Source organism: uncultured Arthrobacter sp., assembly GCF_947495145.1.
Classification (GTDB): domain Bacteria; phylum Actinomycetota; class Actinomycetes; order Actinomycetales; family Micrococcaceae; genus Arthrobacter_D.
This window is the reverse complement of record NZ_CANLXP010000034.1, coordinates 1-16,973: the sequence shown is the minus strand read 5'-3', so window position 1 is coordinate 16,973 and position 16,973 is coordinate 1. Positions and strand designations below refer to the sequence as shown.

The following is a 16,973-nucleotide window of genomic DNA, read 5'->3' as shown; positions in this document are numbered from 1 at the left end:
CAGGCTAACCCATTCGCGGGCATTCCTACCTGAGGCACCGATCAACTTTCACGGGCATATTGACTTGAGGCACTACGTCACCCAGCGTTGGTACCTCAGAGCAGGAACCGGCCAAGATGGACTAATGAACGACGACGGCGCACCTCCCCTCCCCGTTCCTCCTGCCGCCGGGCCGGCCCTGCCGTTTGCCGCTCCGGCAAGCCTGGACGACGTCATGGCGCCCGACTGGGCAGCCGCGCTGCGCACAGTCCAGCCGCAGATCCATCAACTGGCCCAGGCGCTGGCCCTAGAGCAGCAGGGCGGCGCGCAACTGTTGCCCGGACCCAACCATATTCTGCGGGCCTTCACCTACCCGCTCAGCCATGTGAAAGTGATCGTTGTGGGCCAGGACCCTTACCCCACCCCGGGTCACTCAGTAGGGCTTGCCTTCTCGGTGACCCGGCAAACCAGGCTGCCGCGCAGCCTCGTCAATATCTTCAAGGAGCTCGCTGCGGACCTTGGGGCTCCGGCACCTGCTCACGGTGATCTCTCCGGCTGGGCTGACGAGGGCGTCTTCCTGCTCAACCGGGTCCTCACGGTGCGCGCCGGCGAAACCGGTTCCCATCGGAAGCTCGGCTGGAACGCTGTTACGGATGCCGCCGTCCGGGCGCTGGTTGCCCGCGACCAACCGCTGGTAGGCATCCTTTGGGGCCGCGAGGCCGCCCAGCTCAAGCCGCTGCTGGGTTCCACGCCGCTGATCGAGTCCGCCCACCCGAGCCCATTGTCCGCCTCCCGTGGTTTCTTCGGATCCCGGCCTTTCAGCCGGGCGAACGCACTCCTGGCACAGCAGGGCGCGGAGCCGGTGAACTGGCTGCACATTTAGCGCGTCAGTTTAGCGGCGGCGATTACGACGGCGTTCGTTGCTGCTCAGCTTCTTGGTGAACGGCCTCGCCAGGTTGTCGCCCAGCACCACTCCGCCGGCGATGGCGAGAATGATCGTCAGAGCATTGAACAGGCCGATGGCACCGGCACCAGTCACGTCCGTCTCGATCGTGAGGTCATACATTGACCGGAAGATCGTGAGCCCGGGGTAGAGGAACATGACGGCGGGCACCGCGACAACAAGCTGTGGTGCGCCCATCCGCAGCGCCACTACCCTCGCGAGCATGCCGATCAGCACAGCCGCCATAGCGGGCGCGAGCCGGTAGCCGACACCAAGATTCACCACCAGCGAGTACAGCAGGAAGCCGGCGGTTCCGATCAGCGAGGTGGGAACCACGAGCGACATGTCCGTCTGCTCGGCGATGGAAATCATCGCAATCGCGATGAAGACAAGCACCGCAACAACTGGCAGCGGATACAGTGAGCCGTCCGACGTCGTCACATCGAGTTCAGGAACGCCGATGAGCTTACCGAAGACAAGGGCCACAGCGATGCCGGAGACCAGCGCTGCGAAGACGAGAAAAGCAGACAGGAACCGCCCTGCTGCTGTGACCGGGAAGCCGTTGATCGCGTCCTGGGTGGCTGACACAAGCCTGCCGGTCGGCAGCAGCAGCAGAATCCCGCCAACCACTACCAGTGCCGGCGCAATCGGCACATCCAGCGACCACAGCAGCATCGCGGTCAGCGTGACCAGTGCCGCGGACGTCGCCGTCGCGAAGAATTCCGGCACCCGCCAGCGTCCCAACTGACGCGAAAGCAGATCGACTCCGATGCAACTGACGAACGAGATGAGCGATCCCAGCGGCCCCCCACCGATGAACGCCACGATGGCTGCCGCGAAAACGCCGAACGCAGCTGTCACCATCCAGCGCGGGAACGGCTTCGGACGGTGCGTGATCTCATCGAGCCGCCGGATCGCCTCTGCGCGGTCAACGCCGCCGTCGGCAATGTCAGTCACCAGTTGGTGAACATGCGTCAGCCCCGCATAATTATTCGTCCAGGAGCGCACCACCCGCAGAACCGTGGTGGGCGTCTGGTCCTTGGCGGAGTAATTGAGGACCACCGACTGGTTGGTGATGTCCACTTCGATGTTGTCGAGCCCGAACGCCGCGGTCACCGCGATGATGCTCGTCTCCACCTCCAGGGCTCCGGCACCGTACCGGAACATTGTCTCTGCGAGGCTCAATGCGAAGTCAAGAGTGCGGCGGGCTCCGACGTCGGGCCCGCCCACCTGGATTGTGGGATTTGCGTAGGGACTGCCGGCGAGCCGCTCCACCAGGTTCATTGCCTGGGTGGGCGGCGATTCTCCCTGGACCAGGCGCCGCAGCATCTTGCGGGCAGCCACTTGTGAACGGTCAGGGCGGGCGGACTGCGGTGTGATCGGCAGGGCGTCGGTCGGGTTTACCTGCGGTCGGGCCGCGGCGGCGGATTTTTTGGCCAGCTTCGGCTTGGCTCTGCCCGGCGTTGCCGGCAGATTTACAACGGGCAGCTGCTGGGCCACCGGCGAGGGGTTTGTATCCGGGCTCCGGCGCTCACTGGCACCGGTCTTGTCTGCCACTCTTGTGCCCCTTTCCTGAGCTCGAGTTCCTTCGTGTGCCCGGGCTTCTTGCGGTTTAGTAGAACGGTTGATGCGTGCGCCGCCAGTACAGCTGGCGCGTGACCCGTTCGCCCAGCTTCTGCCATGCACGGTACTTCATGGGGCTGAGCACCAGGTCATAGCAACCCACGAAGTCTGTAACGGTCTTGGTGAAGCTGGTTTTGAAGAGACCGAGGCCGTGGTGCTGATGGCTTTTGTCCTTCAGCTGGTCGCTGGGAGGCGTTCCGCAAAAATCGTATTCAACAATATTGTGCTCGCTTTTAAGGTCGTTGATTGCACGCCATTGAAGAAGATGTGAATCGCCATACTGCGAGCGCCCCGGCCGCGAGCCGCCGTCCTTGTAGGTGCCCTTGCGGCCATAGTTGATGACGAAGGCGCCGACGGATGGTTCGCCGTCCTCATGCACAAAGTAGAGCCTGCCCTGGCCGGCGGACACAAAGTTCGCCCAGAAGCGCTGGTAGTACTCGAAGGAGCGGAGACGGGCTGCCGACCTGTCCTCGATGTGCGCCATCAGGCGGTACATCGTGCGGAAGTTCTCTTCCGTGGGCTCCATCCGCTCAACCGTTACGCCCTCGCGCTCGGCGCGCCGCACGGCATTGCGTCCACGGGAGTGCAGGTTGCGCAGCAGCTGGTTGGGCTCCGGCGTGGTGTCGAGGATTGCAGTGTGGTCGTTGGGCTGCAGATTGAAGGCCTTGACCAGGCCTGCGCGGCGAAAGAGGGTACGGACACCGTCGTCGTCCTTGATGTCCGGCTCGATCTTGACCGCGAAGACGGGCAGTTTCGAATGCTGAATGAAGTTTCTGCACGCCGACAGCACCGCCGGAACATCCTCCGGAGCCGCGACATCGGGGCCCTTGATCAGGTACCAGAGGCTGCCAAGGAGCGGCACCTTCTTCTCAAGAACGAGGTTGTAGGTGGTGTACTCCGCGGATTCGAACGCGAGGAACAACGGCTTCCAACCATGGTGCGATTTGACCTCCGCGAAAGCCGCCGACTGCAGCAGATTGCCGCCGTTGGGGTTGACAGTGACCAGAGAATCCCAATTCTTGCGTTCTTCCTCAGTGGCAAATCGCGCAGTAAACGTACCCATGGTCCTCAATTACAACTGGTTGGCAGGCGTCGATTCAGTGTAGCCGTTTGTCCCCAGGGAACAGGGTGTGCCCTGTACCGCAGGGGAAGGCCATGGATAGCATCGAGACTATGGAATTCAGATACCTCGGAAACAGCGGCCTCAAGATCTCGGAGATCACCTACGGAAACTGGCTCACACACGGTTCACAGGTGGAGAACGATGTCGCCACCCGGTGCGTGCGCGCAGCTCTCGACGCCGGCATCAGCACTTTCGACACCGCCGATGTGTACGCCAACACAGCAGCCGAAACAGTTCTCGGGGAAGCACTCAAGGGCGAGCGCAGACAGTCGCTCGAAATTTTCACCAAGGTCTGGGGAGCTACCGGACCGAAAGGCCATAACGACGCCGGCCTGTCCCGCAAGCACATCATGGAGTCGATCGATGCATCACTGAGCCGGCTGCAGACCGACTATGTGGACCTCTATCAGGCCCACCGGTATGACCACGAGACTCCCCTCGAAGAAACAATGCAGGCGTTCGCGGATATCGTCCGGCAGGGCAAAGCGCTGTATATCGGCGTCAGTGAGTGGACCGCGGAGCAGCTGCGCGCCGGGCACGGGCTGGCGAAGGAGCTTGGCTTCCAGCTCATCTCCAACCAGCCTCAGTACTCGATGCTGTGGCGGGTCATCGAGGAGAAGGTCGTGCCTGCATCAGAGGAGCTCGGTGTCTCCCAGATCGTGTGGTCTCCCGTTGCCCAGGGCGTCCTCACCGGTAAGTACAAGCCCGGCCAGGCTCCGGAGCAGGGCTCCCGCGCGGCTGATGAAAAGGGCGGCGCGGACATGATCAAGCGCTGGATGTCGGATGAGGTCCTTACCGGCGTGCAGAAACTGCAGCCCCTCGCGGATGAGGCCGGCTTGAGCATGGCCCAGCTTTCCATCGCGTGGGTACTCCAGAATCCGAATGTAGCCTCAGCCATTATCGGTGCGTCCCGTCCGGAACAGGTCGAGTCGAACGTTGCGGCCGCCGGCGTCACGCTGGAGCCGGCCCTCATGAAAAAGATCGACGAAGCGATCGGCCACCTCGCGGAGACCGATCCTGCCAAGACCACCTCGCCGGACAAGCGGCCTGCATGAGGCTCGCTGTAACGGGATCCAGCGGCAAACTGGGCCGCGCTGTTGTCGCCGGGCTGCGGGAAGCCGGTCACGAGGTCTTCGGCTTCGACGCGCACGGCGAGCGCGCACCCGGGTTCCTCTCGATCGACCTGACCAACTACGGCCACGTCTTGGATGCTTTCCTGGGAGTGGAAGACCGCCACTCCGGTTTCGACGCCGTCGTCCATCTTGCCGCGATCCCCGCCCCCGGACTGCAGGCCGATGCAGCAACCTTCCACAACAACATGCTGGCGACGTACAACGTGTTCCAGGCCTGCAGAAGGGCCGGCATCCGGCGGATTGTCTATGCCTCCAGCGAGACAGTTCTGGGACTCCCGTTCGATGAGGATCCCCCGTACATCCCCGTGGATGAGGAGTATGACGCTAGACCGGAAAGCACCTATTCGCTGGTTAAGCATCTGGAAGAGCAGATGGCCATCCAGATGACCCGCTGGGACCCGGCGCTGAGCATCACGGCTCTGCGGTTCTCAAACGTGATGGATCCACAGGACTACGCCGAATTCCCGTCGTTCGATTCGGACCCACTGGCCCGCAAGTGGAACCTGTGGGGATACATTGACGGCCGGGACGGTGCACAAGCTGTACTGCGCGCATTGGAGAACGCGCCTGAAGGCTTTGACCGGTTCATCATCGCGGCATCCGATACGGTGATGAGCCGGTCGAGCGCAGCGCTGGCAGCGGAGGTTTTCCCCGACGTCGAATTGGTCAGGGAGGTCGGCGAGCACGAAACCCTGCTGTCGATCGACAAGGCGCGCCGGCTGCTGGGGTTTGAGCCGCAGCACAGTTGGCGGGATCACGCCGGGACATAGCAGGGGTGGGGCCTCCGGCCGCCGGAAGCCCCACTCAGCTAGCCTCCACCCGAAATGATCAGTAGGCTTACATTCACGGGTGAACGCCCTGAACGCAATCGTCGAAAGGATCGGTCATGACTGAAAACCTCCCCGATGAGGAATTGAATGTGGTGGGCGAAGAGCCCGACGCCGCTAATGAGTCGATCGCGCCCGAGGCTCTCGACCCGGTGCAGGACGGCCAGCCGGACGATTACCCCACAGCCGCCGAGAACAACCCGGAGAACTGGCAGCAGGATCCGCTGTTGCAGGACGAGCCCGGAGCCGGCGCTGGTCTTGAGGAAAGCGACCAGAGCCTTCGCGACGAGACTGAGGAAGCCCGCTTCCGCGACGGTGACGAGCAGGTGCCGCCGGAGGAGCCGACCATCGGCCAGGCTGCAGCAGATGTCGATTTCGGTGACCCGATGAGCGAGGGGGAAGTCGACGCGAGCGACGACGACGCCAACTTCGGCGGGTCGCCCCTGAGCCAGTTCGAGCCCGAGGATCTGGACCGCTAGCACGCACTCCTGCGGACGCCGCACCCGTAGACTGGCACAGTGAAAAAACTTGCTGCACTCTCCCTGCTCCTGCCATTTGCTGCCCTGCTTGTGGGCTGCAATCAAATCGAGGAAACCGCAGGCGACATAGCAAGCGACGCGGCGTCCCAGGTGGCCGGCGCAGCCGCCGAGGAAGTCCAGTCACGGGTATGTTCCCTGGTGAATGACGGCAACGTCAGCACTGAGGACAAAGAACTGCTCGGCGGGCTGGTTGACGCAGCCGAGACAGCCGGCCTTCCGGCCCGGATCACCGATCCGTTGCGAGACATCGCGGCGGCAGGAGACCAGGTACCGGCAGAGTCGGTGGATGCCCTGAATGAGGCGTGCGCGCCGACGTCGTAATCGCGGAAAGTCGCGTTTAGGTGTCAATTATCCATCAACTGTTCTATTGACCGCCTGCCGGCAGTACCGTTTTCCTATGAGAGGCGGCTCTCCCCGGGTCGTGCGTGAGGCGACCGCATACCAGGACGCGGTTTCGCGGTCCGTGAGGGCGGCGTGTGCCAGGTGGGTCGCAATCGAGCTGGAGTTTGGGCTGCTGAGCGGCGCAGACGTCGACGCGCTTCTCGGACCGCATTGGCCTCCGGCCGGGTGCCTCGCCGCGGAGAGGCGAATTCTCGGGGTCGCCACGAAAGCCGGACGCGTTCTATACCCGGGGTTCCAGTTCGACACGGCTGCCCAGACGGTACGGCCGATCGTCGCCGAGGTGGCGCAAATCGGTCTCGACGCCGGCTGGAAGGACCGCCACATCCTGCAGTGGTTCGTTGCGCACAACGGCTCCCTGCACGGTGAACGGCCGGTGGATCTACTCGACGACAGGGAACGGCTCCTGGCGGCGGTACACGCGGATCTGGAGACAGTCTGGTGAGACGCTGCCGTGGCGGTTCAAGCTGCCGTCCACTTGGTTGAGATCGGGGAAGCCGTAAGGCGAAGGCAACCCACCGGATACAGTGGAGGTATGTACCTCGAACACCCGCAAGCCCTGGCCGACACTGCGGTCCTCGAGAACCGCCGAGCGATGCTGGCTACCGCTCCCCACGTTCAAAGCCTGGAGCAGTGGCGCGCCAGCTACGTAGCCATCAAATCGACCCCTGTCCCCCATTTCGATCCGGCCGACGCCGGAGACCAGGCACGCGTCCTCTTCGTACTTGACCGGCCGCCGGAGGAAATACTCTCCGAAAGCGGCACCGGTTTCGTTTCCGTCGACAACCCGGACAGCGCGGCTGAGCGCTGCTGGATCGAACGGGATTCTGCAGGCCTTCACGAGGGCGTCCTCATGTGGAACATGGTCCCGTTCCTCGCGCCGAACCCCAATGCTGACAACCGAACGGCCGGCGCGAAAGCGTTGGGATCAGTTCTGCGCCTTCTGCCCAAACTTGAGGTTGTTTTGCTGTGCAGTGACGCCGTTCAGCAGACGTGGGACAAGCACCTCCAGGACCGGGTTCCCCGGGTCACTGTCATCAAGGCGCCCGGAGTCGGCCCGCAGTCGTTGTCTCGCAAGACCAAGCAGGACGAACTGCGAAAGGCAGTCGAGCGCGCCAAGCGCCTGGTGGGCTGATACCCGCCCTCTCCCGGTGCCGGTGAACAGCGCCGACGGCGCTAGGAAGCCTTGGACTCGTCGTGCTGTTCCCACCGCGTGACCGTCCGGTGTCCGGGATGCAGGTACACATGATTCTGCGCGATAACCGCTTCAGCCTTGGCCGTCGTGACGGTCCACGTGCCCGGACAGGTTATGCACTTGATGGTTCCCATATTCGCCCCCCGATAGTCCCGCTTTGTTGCGTGAACTTCAGCTTCTGCCAGCGACAGATCAAGCGTCAAGCGGTTTTATCAAGTCGTGAGAGTAACTTGCGGGATTCTTGAAACTACCTTTCAGTAACATCCGCGAACTCCGTGATCACAAGCCAAAAGGCGCAAGAGTTTGGTCAGAAGGAGTTGAGTGGAGCCCCCTGTCGGATTCGAACCGACGACCCCCGCTTTACAAGAGCGGTGCTCTGGCCAACTGAGCTAAGGAGGCAAGCTGGCTGAGCCAGCGGGCGCCGTCGTCGTCTGAACTTCACAGCATCGACTTCAACCGCATCGACTTCAACAGCGCTACACAAGATTAGCCCAGCGCCGCGGTCAGCAGGAAATCAGCCGGGCCAAAGGGTTCTCAGCTCTTCGCGTCGATCTTCTCCTGGGTGACCGTTGCGAACTCGCTCACCGCGTCCGGGACTTCCTCACCGTCAACGAACACGGTTGGCGTGCCGCCGACGCCGTAGGTTTCGGCGGCCTGGGTTCCGAACTTCACCCACGGCCGGAAAGTGTTCTCCTCGAGACAGGTGGAGATATTGCCGGCACCGGCAGTCGCTGCCATGTCCGCGAGCTCGGCGTCGGACAGCTCGCCGTTCTCGAAGTTGTTGAACAGGCCGGCCGAGAAGTCCCAGTACGCCCGCGGGGAGGTATCCGCAACGCAAGCAAGCGCGGCGGCACCACGGGAGGAGTACTCCGTCTGTGAGTTGGGATCAAGGTAGGCAACGTTCCGGTATTCGAAGGTGATGGTCCCCTCGTCCAGCCACGTCTGTATCTGTTCTGCGTGCGTCCGTTCGAAGTTGGCGCAGTGCACACAGTTCACATCGACGTAGGCAACTACCTGTACGGGTTCATCAGCACCGGAGGCGGCAACGCCAGGCGGCGGGTCAGCAGGGCTGGGCGCTTCTTCCGGCAGCGCGGCAACGTCGACCGTCTCCACCGTCGTCGGCGCAAGCTCCGTGGTGGAGGTCAGCGTGATGCCGCCGTACTCATTCCCGTGAGCGGGAGCGGGGCCGGCATCCGGTACCTGGTTACGGATATTTCCGGCAACGATGAGGCCGATGATCACGAGGATGGCAACAACCGCCGCGACCACACCCCACTTGATGAGGAACGAGGCCCGCTGCTCGCGACGCTCGCGCTCCTCCACCACTGAACGCGCCTGCTCACGCGCCTCAGATTTCCGCTGGGCCTTGCTGGGTCTGGGGGTGCTGGGCGTCATCAGTCCTCGTTGTTCACATCGGCTAGAGTCTCAAACCATTTAGGTGACCTGGCTACCCGCCCTCCCGCCATCCGACGGGATCACCCAACCGGCTAAAGTCATAAGCAAGCCTACGACCGTCAGAGGAGACAGTATGCAAGCAGGGGACACACCGTACGGTGAGTTCGAATTCATTGTCGTGTCCAACCGGCTCCCGGTTGACCGCGTGAACGACGAGGACGGCAACGGCACCTGGCGGCGGTCACCCGGCGGTCTGGTCACGGCGCTCGCTCCCGTGATGGAGAAGGCCGACGGCGCGTGGGTGGGGTGGCATGGCGCCGCGGACGAGGCCCTCGAATCGTTTGACCACAGTGATATCCGGCTGGTTCCCGTTCCGCTGAGCGCGGATGAAGTCGAGTTCTATTACGAGGGCTTTTCGAACGCCACCCTCTGGCCCCTCTACCACGACGTCATTGCCCCGCCGGAGTTCCACCGCCACTGGTGGGATTCGTACCGGAAGGTGAACGAGCGCTTCGCCGCGCAAACCGCGTCCATCGCTGCCGAGGGCGCTACCGTGTGGGTGCAGGATTACCAGCTTCAGCTCGTGCCCAAGCTGCTCCGGGAGGCGAGGCCGGACCTGAAGATCGGCTTCTTCAACCACATCCCGTTCCCTCCGCTCGAGATCTACGCCCAACTCCCGTGGCGCCGCCAGGTCATCGAGGGCCTGCTCGGCGCTGACCTCATCGGGTTCCAGCGGCCCAGCGATGCCAGCAACTTTTTGCGCTGCGTGCGACGCTTCCTGGGACTAGCGGTCCGCCAGCAGCAGGTCCAGGTGAAAGGGATGGACGGTGCACCGGATTACGTTTCCCGGGCCGAGGCGTTCCCCATCTCCATCGACGTCCAGCGCATCGTCGACCTCGCGCACCGACCGGACATCATCGAGCGCTCCCAGGAAATCCGCCGTGAGCTCGGGAATCCCAGGCACATCCTGCTCGGCGTTGACCGTCTCGACTACACCAAGGGCATCGGCCACCGTCTGAAGGCCTACGAGGAACTACTCGCCGACGGCCTGATCAAGGTCGAGGATGCCGCCCTCATCCAGGTCGCGAGCCCCAGCCGCGAACGGGTGGAGCAGTACCGGCTGCTGCGTGAAGAGGTGGAGGGCGCCGTCGGACGCATCAACGGCACCTACGACACCATCAAGAACACGGCAATCCGCTATCTCCACCACAGCTACCCGGTGGAGGAAATGGTGGCACTCTATCTTGCGGCCGACGTCATGCTTGTGACAGCACTCCGCGACGGCATGAACCTCGTCGCCAAGGAGTACGTAGCGGCCCGCACGGGAAACCGCGGCGCCCTTGTCCTGAGCGAGTTCGCCGGTGCAGCGGACACACTTCGCCAGGCCATCCTCGTCAATCCCCACGACATCGACGGGCTCAAGAGCGCCATCCGCGGCGCGCTTGATATGAGCGCATCGGAGGCGACGCGACGCATGCGGACAATGCGCAGGCAGGTGCTGCAGAACGACGTCGAGCGCTGGTCGAAGGCGTTCCTTTCCGAACTGCAGAACGGAACCCGGGAGGAAATCCTTGTCTGAGACGCTCAGCCCCGAACTGCTGTCCGCGTTGGGGACGGCAGCCGCCACAGATACGCTGTTGGTCGCCCTCGACTTCGACGGCACCATGTCACCGCTGGTCGACCGTGCAGAAGATGCGCGGGCACTGCCGGGATCGGCGGCGGCACTGCGCGAGCTGGCGCAGCTCCCACGGACGACGACGGCGCTCATCTCCGGCCGGGCGCTGGACAGTCTTCGTCTGGTCGCCTCCCCTGAACCGGAAACCCTGCTGATCGGCAGTCACGGCGCAGAAACCTGGACCGGCCCCGACGGCGCGCCCCTCGAGCTGACCCCGTCGCAAGCCGAGGTTCTCCGCCGCGCCACCGATGCCGTCCAAAAGGTAGTCGACGCACATCCCGGGACGCTGCTGGAACTGAAACCGGCCGGCGTCGTGCTGCATACCAGGACAGCAGATACCGACACGGCAGAGTCAGCGGCAACGGCCGCCCGTTCCGCGCTCACTGCTATTGAGGGTGCACACCTGAGCGCCGGCAAAAACGTCCTGGAGCTCTCGGTGGTCCAGGCAGACAAGGGCAGAGGCCTGCAGTCGCTCCGGGAGCTGACCGGCGCCACCGCTGTAATTTTCGCCGGAGATGACGTCACGGATGAGCATGCCTTGAAGACGCTCACAGCGCCCGACGTCGGCATCAAGGTCGGGAGCGGCGACACCGCCGCGGACTACCGCATCACCTCGCCGGAGCAGCTTGTCCAGGTGCTTCGCGAGCTCGTCACATTGCGTCGCGCTGGCGTCCGTGCCTGACTTCGTGCCATACTCCTTCTTGTGACGCAGTTCACGATGGGTCGACTTCGGCCTCCGTGCTGAATCATTTCAACTGAATATTTCCATTCACAACGGATCGTCGGGCACGTACCTGCCCGTGAAAAGGATAAGAGAAACATGGCAACGGTAACGTTTGACCAGGCTACGCGCCTGTACCCGGGCACCGAGAAGCCCGCCGTAGACAAGCTCAACATCGAGATCGCAGACGGCGAATTCCTCGTTCTCGTCGGACCCTCCGGTTGCGGAAAGTCCACCTCCCTCCGCATGCTGGCCGGCTTGGAAGACGTCAACTCCGGCCGCATCCTCATCGGTGACCGCGACGTCACCGATGTTCCTCCCAAGGACCGCGACATCGCGATGGTTTTCCAGAACTACGCGCTGTACCCGCACATGTCAGTTGCTGACAACATGGGCTTCGCCCTGAAAATTGCCGGCATCTCCAAGGAAGAACGCGCCCAGCGTGTCCGCGAAGCGGCGAAGCTCCTTGACCTTGAGGACTACCTGGACCGCAAGCCGAAGGCACTCTCCGGCGGTCAGCGCCAGCGTGTTGCCATGGGCCGCGCTATCGTCCGTAACCCGCAGGTCTTCCTCATGGATGAGCCGCTGTCCAACCTGGACGCCAAGCTCCGCGTCCAGACCCGTACGCAGATCGCCTCGCTGACCCGCCGCCTCGGTGTCACCACCGTGTACGTCACCCACGACCAGGTCGAGGCCATGACCATGGGCGATCGCGTTGCAGTCCTGAAGGACGGCATCCTCCAGCAGGTCGACACCCCGCGCAACCTCTACGAGCGCCCGAAGAACGTTTTCGTTGCAGGCTTCATCGGCTCCCCGGCTATGAACCTGCTTGAGCTTCCCACGACGGAAGCCGGCGTGAAGTTCGGCGACACTACGTACCCGGTTGCACGCGAAGTCCTGAGTTCCGCGCACGGCGGCACAGTAACGCTCGGCGTTCGCCCCGAGGACCTGGGCCTTGTAGGTGCCGGTGAAGGCCTTCAGGTCGAGGTCGACGTGGTCGAGGAACTCGGCGCTGACGCGTACTTGTACGGACACACCACCCTCAACGGCCAGGATCACGACATCGTTGCACGCGTCGACGGTCGCCGCCCTCCGATGAAGGGCGACACCGTGTACGTACGGCCTGTGAAGGGCCACGTGCACCTCTTCGACACCAAGGACGGCCTGCGCCTGGCTGACCACGTGTAGCACTTCCGAACCGCCGGCGGGTTCGGTACACATCCCGGGGTGGCCCCTGTTGGTTGACGGTAAACTCAACCAACAGGGGCCACCGTCGTTGTTAGGACACACAGATCACCATGACTGATTCGACCCAAGCTAATTGGCATCATGAGCCAACTGACTATGATCAGGCCGGCAAATTGCCCCGGACCCGGAGCGCACTCGCCGAAGGCTCCCTGGGGTCCCTGAACATCACGGCAGCGGCCACCGATCCGGAGCTGCTCGATCTTCCCTGGCACCTCGCGCTGGAGGAATGGCCGTCGGAGTACCTTGCTGCACTACCGCGCGGCATCTCCCGGCATATCGTCCGCTTCGCCCACCTCGGCGGATCGGTGATCGCAGTGAAGGAAACGAGCGAGCACATCGCCCGGCACGAGTACCACATGCTACGCAAGCTGCAGCGGCTGGACGTTCCTTGTGTGGAGCCGGTAGCGGTGATTTCCGGCCGTCAGACTGTCGACGGACAGGAACTGAATCCGGTCCTCGTTACCCGTCACCTGAAGTTCTCAATGCCGTACCGCGCCCTGTTCTCGCAGATGCTGCGGAAGGACACCCTCACCCGGCTCATTGACGCGCAGGCGCTCCTGCTTGTCCGGCTTCACCTCATCGGTTTCTATTGGGGCGACGTCTCGCTGTCCAACACCCTGTTCCGTCGGGACGCCGGAGCTTTCGCTGCCTACCTCGTGGACGCTGAAACCGGCGAGCTCTACCCAGAACTCTCGACCGGGCAGCGCGAATATGATCTCGAAATCGCCCGGGTGAACATCGCCGGTGAGCTGATGGACCTCGCCGAGGGCGGCCTCATCGAGGAGAAGGTGGACCCGCTCGCCACCAGCGAGCTCATCATGGACAGCTACCGCCGGCTATGGGCGGAGCTGACCGACAAAGAATCGTTCGAGCTCGGTGAGCGCTGGCGGGTCAACGCGAGGATCCGGCGTCTGAATGAACTTGGCTTCGATGTCGAGGAATACGCAATCAGGACAGTTTCCGAGACTTCCCAGATCCAGCTGCAGCCAAAAGTTGTCGACGCAGGGCACCACAGCCGTCGACTCATCCGGCTCACCGGCATTGATGCGCAGGAGAACCAGGCCCGGCGGCTACTTAACGATATGGATGCGTACCGGGCGGACAACACACCCGGTCTGGATGAGGAGATCAGTGCGCACCAGTGGTTCAGCCACGTCTTCGAGCCCATTGTCCGTGCAGTACCCCGTGAGCTGGGCGGCAAGCTCGAACCCGCCGAGGTGGTCCATGAAGTGCTGGAACACCGCTGGTACATGTCCGAGAAGCAGGACCGCAACGTTCCGCTCGCCGAAGCCGTACAGTCCTACCTCGACTCAGTACTGCGCCACCGCCGCGACGAGGCGGCGATCATGCTTACCGCTGACACCAAGACGCTGGACATCATCAGCGGCGGTGCACAGGAGGGCAGCTGAACCTGGGCACCGCCGTTAACGAAGGACGTCCGTGGTTCCTGACCTACATCTGGAACCACGGACGCTTCTCTGACAACTCCGATTACTGCTGGAACGGGGTGCAGTCTACTTCCACTCCCTGGTACTCCTGCATACCGGGCCCTGCTGTTTGGCAGAACTGCACAAGCTCGGCGGCCGCACCAGCGGTGACGATGAGGATAATGATCGCGATTATTCCGGTGATGACACCGATCGCTCCGATGATGATGCCGGCAAGAGCAAAGCCGTTGCCCATCCCGGCCTTACGCGACTTCACCATCGCGATGATGGAAACAATCAGACCGACAATCGAGATAGGCCAGATGATGGAGCAAATCAGGCCCACAATGCCGAGTGTCTTTCCCGGGTTTTCCGCCGGCTGTCCGTAGCCGCCGCCGTACCCGCCGGGCGTTCCGTAAGGCGAGTTCTGAGCCTGCCCATAGCCCGCGGGCTGTTGACCGTAGGACTGTCCGTAACCGGACGACTGCTGTCCGGATGACTGCTCCGACGACGTCGGCTGCTGCCACTGCTGCCCGGCCGGGTAGCGGGAGGAGTCGTCCTGGCCGCCGTTGTTGCCGGTTTGGCCGGTGGTGTTATATGACACGATATTCCCCATTGCTCGAGTGTGATGCCGCTGTCCCTGCCACGGCGCTAACTGCGTTCAGTCTAACCGCCGGACACAACCGTCAGCGCTAGCCCGGGCCGCACTGGCTTGGACAGCCCATCAGAGGATGGCCTTCCCGGGGTTGAGGATGCCGCGGGGGTCGAACGCCTCCTTGATGCGCCGCTGCAGGACGAGTACCTCTGCGCTTTGCTCCCACGAAAGCCACCGGAGTTTGTACTGCCCGATCCCATGTTCTCCCGTGATTGTTCCACCGAGGGCAAGCGCAACCCGAACCGACTCATCCAGTGCCGCATGCAGCCTGCGCACGCCATCCGCTCCCTCGTCGCTGGATACCCAGAACGTGGGATGCAGGTTGCCGTCTCCTGCGTGCGCGACGAGGCGAAGCCGTACCTGGTGGTCGCCGGCCATCCGCTCGAGTTCAGCGGCATAGTGGACCAGCTGGGAACGCGGAACAGCGACGTCCTCTCCCACCCGGAAATCGTCGTCCACGCCGTCACCTCTCGCATTGCGGCGCAGATCGAGAAGCATTGCAGCTTCCGTGCCTTCCTCTGCCTCAACAGTTGCGCCCCTACGGGTAAGAACGTCGCGCACGACGGCAGCTTCCGGCTCTGCCCCGAAACCATCGGTTTGGACAAGCAGCAATGCTCCGCCCCTGGCGGCTAGGTTCGAATTAAAGGCTGTATCGAGGATGCCGAGCGTATTGCCGTCGAGGAGCTCAAGGATTGCCGGCTGGACGCGTGCAGCTCCAATGGCGAGAACGCCGGCAGCCGCTGCGGGTATGTCCGGGAAGAAGGCGGCGAGAGTCCGGGTCTCGACGGGGAGGTACTTCAAGCGCACCGTGATCCCGACGACGACCCCGAGCGTACCTTCAGATCCGACGAAGAGCGCGGTGAGGTCATACCCGGCTACGCCCTTGAAGGTGCTGTGTCCCGTGTGAATGAGGGTGCCATCAGCCAGTACGACGTCGAGAGCCAGGACCGAATCCCGCGTCACCCCGTACTTGGCACAGCGTAGCCCGCCCGCGTTGGTTGCAACGTTCCCGCCCAGGGTTGAGATCGTGTGACTTGCCGGGTCCGGTGCGTACATCAGGCCGTACGGCGCAACCGCGATGTTGAGGTCCGCATTGATCACACCGGGCTCGACCATGGCGAGCTCATCCTCCGGCCGCACCTCCAGAATCCGGTTCATCCGTTCAAGGCTGAGGACGATACATCCAGCAACAGCGTGAGCACCGCCGGACAAACTGGTGCCGGCTCCGCGTGCAATAAGCGGCACGCCCAACCGGTGCGCACTCCGCACCACGTGCTGGACCTCCTCGATGCTTTCGGCAAGTACAACCGCGGCAGGTTCGACCGGTTGAGCGACAGGACCCTGATCGCGAGAGTAAGCTCTGAGTTCATCCTCACCGGTGAGGACCCGTGACCGGTCGACACCGGCGAGAAGCTCTTCCACCAAAGTGCCTGGCACCATACCGTCGGTCACCGCAGTCATTCCGCACCGCCCATAAACCGACGGTAGGAAGCCAGGACAGCCGGCCAATCGGGCGCAGCTTCAAACTGCTCGTACCCCAGCTTCCCCTCAGCCCAACCATCATGAACGACGCTCACACGGGTTGCGGTGCCATCCGCACTGAACGAGACAGCGAGATCGCTCGAGCGGTTCGGATTGCCCTCATGGTGCCATGCCAGCTCAAACCGCCCATCCAGAGGCTCAGCCGTCACAGTTGCCCACAACGCACGGTTGCCGGCCATGTCCTCCTCGAACAACTCGCCCTGGGTAAACTCCGGATGTGTTCCTTCTCCGAAGCGGGTTTGATCAACCGGCCACCACAGGTGGATGCCGTCAGTGAATCCGGCGAACGAATCTTCGGGGTTTCGCGGAACGAAAACCTGAGCCGCTAGAGTGGCCGGCGGTCTTCCTGTGCCCTCGTTTGCCGGGTCGGTGTTGGCGTGGGAAAAGAGGCTGTCCATAGTGCGACTTTAGTGTGGTTGGTTGGTGGTGGTTAAACAGGAAGGGCCTCACCATCATGGTGAGGCCCTTGCCTTTGAGTGTTGTCCGGCGGTGTCCTACTCTCCCACACTCTCTCGGGTGCAGTACCATCGGCGCTGTGGGTCTTAGCTT

The 16,973-nt window shown here is 63.0% G+C and carries 18 protein-coding genes and 1 tRNA gene; 11 read left to right on the top strand and 8 right to left on the bottom strand.

Translation table 11 applies throughout. The annotated features are described in order from the left end of the window. Positions 1-214: 214 nt before the first annotated feature. Positions 215-862 (top strand): uracil-DNA glycosylase, encoded by a 648-nt coding sequence (locus tag Q0877_RS16710; RefSeq protein WP_299169951.1) that lies wholly within the window; start codon positions 215-217, stop codon positions 860-862. A gap of 9 nt (positions 863-871) precedes the next feature. Here the strand turns inward: Q0877_RS16710 and Q0877_RS16705 are convergent, their stop codons facing one another. Beyond that, positions 872-2,479 (bottom strand): threonine/serine exporter ThrE family protein, encoded by a 1,608-nt coding sequence (locus Q0877_RS16705; protein WP_299169949.1) that lies wholly within the window; start codon positions 2,477-2,479, stop codon positions 872-874. Between the two features lie 55 nt (positions 2,480-2,534). Next, on the bottom strand, positions 2,535-3,608 hold the full coding sequence (locus Q0877_RS16700) for a peptidoglycan bridge formation glycyltransferase FemA/FemB family protein (RefSeq protein WP_299169948.1): 1,074 nt from the start codon (positions 3,606-3,608) through the stop codon (positions 2,535-2,537). A 110-nt stretch (positions 3,609-3,718) separates the two neighbouring features. On the opposite strand from Q0877_RS16700, the gene Q0877_RS16695 reads away from it, so the two are divergent. The 6 genes from Q0877_RS16695 (at position 3,719) to Q0877_RS16670 (ending at position 7,701) form a co-directional block, all read left to right on the top strand. Continuing rightward, a complete protein-coding gene (locus Q0877_RS16695; protein ID WP_299169947.1) occupies positions 3,719-4,723 on the top strand; it encodes an aldo/keto reductase family protein in 1,005 nt (334 codons plus the stop codon). Next, a complete protein-coding gene (locus Q0877_RS16690; RefSeq protein ID WP_299169946.1) occupies positions 4,720-5,571 on the top strand; it encodes an NAD(P)-dependent oxidoreductase in 852 nt (283 codons plus the stop codon). The genes Q0877_RS16695 and Q0877_RS16690 overlap by 4 nt, the downstream gene beginning before the upstream one ends. A gap of 116 nt (positions 5,572-5,687) precedes the next feature. After that, positions 5,688-6,107 carry a hypothetical protein gene (locus tag Q0877_RS16685; protein ID WP_299169945.1) on the top strand — a complete coding sequence of 140 codons (420 nt, stop codon included), beginning with the start codon at positions 5,688-5,690 and terminating at the stop codon, positions 6,105-6,107. 39 nt (positions 6,108-6,146) lie between these two features. Continuing rightward, positions 6,147-6,488 carry a hypothetical protein gene (locus Q0877_RS16680; protein WP_299169944.1) on the top strand — a complete coding sequence of 114 codons (342 nt, stop codon included), beginning with the start codon at positions 6,147-6,149 and terminating at the stop codon, positions 6,486-6,488. A gap of 76 nt (positions 6,489-6,564) precedes the next feature. After that, entirely contained in the window at positions 6,565-7,011 is a 447-nt protein-coding gene (locus tag Q0877_RS16675) for a hypothetical protein (RefSeq protein WP_299169942.1), read from the top strand. Between the two features lie 90 nt (positions 7,012-7,101). Continuing rightward, entirely contained in the window at positions 7,102-7,701 is a 600-nt protein-coding gene (locus Q0877_RS16670; RefSeq protein ID WP_299169940.1) for a uracil-DNA glycosylase, read from the top strand. A gap of 41 nt (positions 7,702-7,742) precedes the next feature. On the opposite strand, the gene Q0877_RS16665 is transcribed toward Q0877_RS16670, so the two are convergent. From Q0877_RS16665 to Q0877_RS16655, 3 genes are all read right to left on the bottom strand, one after another. After that, entirely contained in the window at positions 7,743-7,895 is a 153-nt protein-coding gene (locus Q0877_RS16665; RefSeq protein ID WP_299169938.1) for a hypothetical protein, read from the bottom strand. 188 nt (positions 7,896-8,083) lie between these two features. Beyond that, positions 8,084-8,160 (bottom strand) — tRNA-Thr (locus Q0877_RS16660). 135 nt (positions 8,161-8,295) lie between these two features. Then, positions 8,296-9,156, bottom strand: coding sequence for a DsbA family protein (locus Q0877_RS16655; protein ID WP_299169936.1), 861 nt, complete (start codon positions 9,154-9,156; stop codon positions 8,296-8,298). A gap of 133 nt (positions 9,157-9,289) precedes the next feature. On the opposite strand from Q0877_RS16655, the gene otsA reads away from it, so the two are divergent. The 4 genes from otsA (at position 9,290) to Q0877_RS16635 (ending at position 14,209) form a co-directional block, all read left to right on the top strand. Beyond that, positions 9,290-10,735: an alpha,alpha-trehalose-phosphate synthase (UDP-forming) gene (gene otsA / locus Q0877_RS16650; RefSeq protein WP_299169934.1), complete on the top strand. Its 1,446-nt coding sequence runs from the start codon at positions 9,290-9,292 to the stop codon at positions 10,733-10,735. Next, complete coding sequence (gene otsB, locus Q0877_RS16645; protein ID WP_299169932.1) at positions 10,728-11,513, top strand: trehalose-phosphatase; 786 nt, start codon at positions 10,728-10,730, stop codon at positions 11,511-11,513. The genes otsA and otsB overlap by 8 nt, the downstream gene beginning before the upstream one ends. 138 nt (positions 11,514-11,651) lie before the next feature. Then, positions 11,652-12,740 (top strand): ABC transporter ATP-binding protein, encoded by a 1,089-nt coding sequence (locus Q0877_RS16640; protein ID WP_299169930.1) that lies wholly within the window; start codon positions 11,652-11,654, stop codon positions 12,738-12,740. 110 nt (positions 12,741-12,850) lie between these two features. Next, positions 12,851-14,209, top strand: coding sequence for a DUF4032 domain-containing protein (locus Q0877_RS16635; protein WP_299169928.1), 1,359 nt, complete (start codon positions 12,851-12,853; stop codon positions 14,207-14,209). Between the two features lie 82 nt (positions 14,210-14,291). Here the strand turns inward: Q0877_RS16635 and Q0877_RS16630 are convergent, their stop codons facing one another. The 3 genes from Q0877_RS16630 to Q0877_RS16620 form a co-directional block, all read right to left on the bottom strand. Next, positions 14,292-14,843: a hypothetical protein gene (locus Q0877_RS16630; protein WP_299169926.1), complete on the bottom strand. Its 552-nt coding sequence runs from the start codon at positions 14,841-14,843 to the stop codon at positions 14,292-14,294. Positions 14,844-14,951: 108 nt separating this feature from the next. Then, positions 14,952-16,343 (bottom strand): FAD-binding oxidoreductase, encoded by a 1,392-nt coding sequence (locus tag Q0877_RS16625; RefSeq protein WP_299169924.1) that lies wholly within the window; start codon positions 16,341-16,343, stop codon positions 14,952-14,954. Continuing rightward, positions 16,340-16,822: a hypothetical protein gene (locus Q0877_RS16620; protein WP_299169922.1), complete on the bottom strand. Its 483-nt coding sequence runs from the start codon at positions 16,820-16,822 to the stop codon at positions 16,340-16,342. Before Q0877_RS16620 ends, Q0877_RS16625 begins: the two co-directional genes overlap by 4 nt. Positions 16,823-16,973 lie beyond the last annotated feature (151 nt).

Excerpts from the sequence above, each read along its gene's own strand:
- Q0877_RS16710 (WP_299169951.1), top strand. The coding sequence starts at position 215 with ATGGCGCCCGACTGGGCAGCCGCGCTGCGCACAGTCCAGCCGCAGATC.
- Q0877_RS16700 (WP_299169948.1), bottom strand. The coding sequence starts at position 3,608 with ATGGGTACGTTTACTGCGCGATTTGCCACTGAGGAAGAACGCAAGAAT.
- Q0877_RS16695 (WP_299169947.1), top strand. The coding sequence starts at position 3,719 with ATGGAATTCAGATACCTCGGAAACAGCGGCCTCAAGATCTCGGAGATC.
- Q0877_RS16690 (WP_299169946.1), top strand. The coding sequence starts at position 4,720 with ATGAGGCTCGCTGTAACGGGATCCAGCGGCAAACTGGGCCGCGCTGTT.
- Q0877_RS16685 (WP_299169945.1), top strand. The coding sequence starts at position 5,688 with ATGACTGAAAACCTCCCCGATGAGGAATTGAATGTGGTGGGCGAAGAG.
- Q0877_RS16675 (WP_299169942.1), top strand. The coding sequence starts at position 6,565 with ATGAGAGGCGGCTCTCCCCGGGTCGTGCGTGAGGCGACCGCATACCAG.
- Q0877_RS16670 (WP_299169940.1), top strand. The coding sequence starts at position 7,102 with ATGTACCTCGAACACCCGCAAGCCCTGGCCGACACTGCGGTCCTCGAG.
- Q0877_RS16665 (WP_299169938.1), bottom strand. The coding sequence starts at position 7,895 with ATGGGAACCATCAAGTGCATAACCTGTCCGGGCACGTGGACCGTCACG.
- Q0877_RS16655 (WP_299169936.1), bottom strand. The coding sequence starts at position 9,156 with ATGACGCCCAGCACCCCCAGACCCAGCAAGGCCCAGCGGAAATCTGAG.
- otsA (WP_299169934.1), top strand. The coding sequence starts at position 9,290 with ATGCAAGCAGGGGACACACCGTACGGTGAGTTCGAATTCATTGTCGTG.
- Q0877_RS16640 (WP_299169930.1), top strand. The coding sequence starts at position 11,652 with ATGGCAACGGTAACGTTTGACCAGGCTACGCGCCTGTACCCGGGCACC.
- Q0877_RS16635 (WP_299169928.1), top strand. The coding sequence starts at position 12,851 with ATGACTGATTCGACCCAAGCTAATTGGCATCATGAGCCAACTGACTAT.
- Q0877_RS16630 (WP_299169926.1), bottom strand. The coding sequence starts at position 14,843 with ATGGGGAATATCGTGTCATATAACACCACCGGCCAAACCGGCAACAAC.
- Q0877_RS16625 (WP_299169924.1), bottom strand. The coding sequence starts at position 16,343 with ATGACTGCGGTGACCGACGGTATGGTGCCAGGCACTTTGGTGGAAGAG.
- Q0877_RS16620 (WP_299169922.1), bottom strand. The coding sequence starts at position 16,822 with ATGGACAGCCTCTTTTCCCACGCCAACACCGACCCGGCAAACGAGGGC.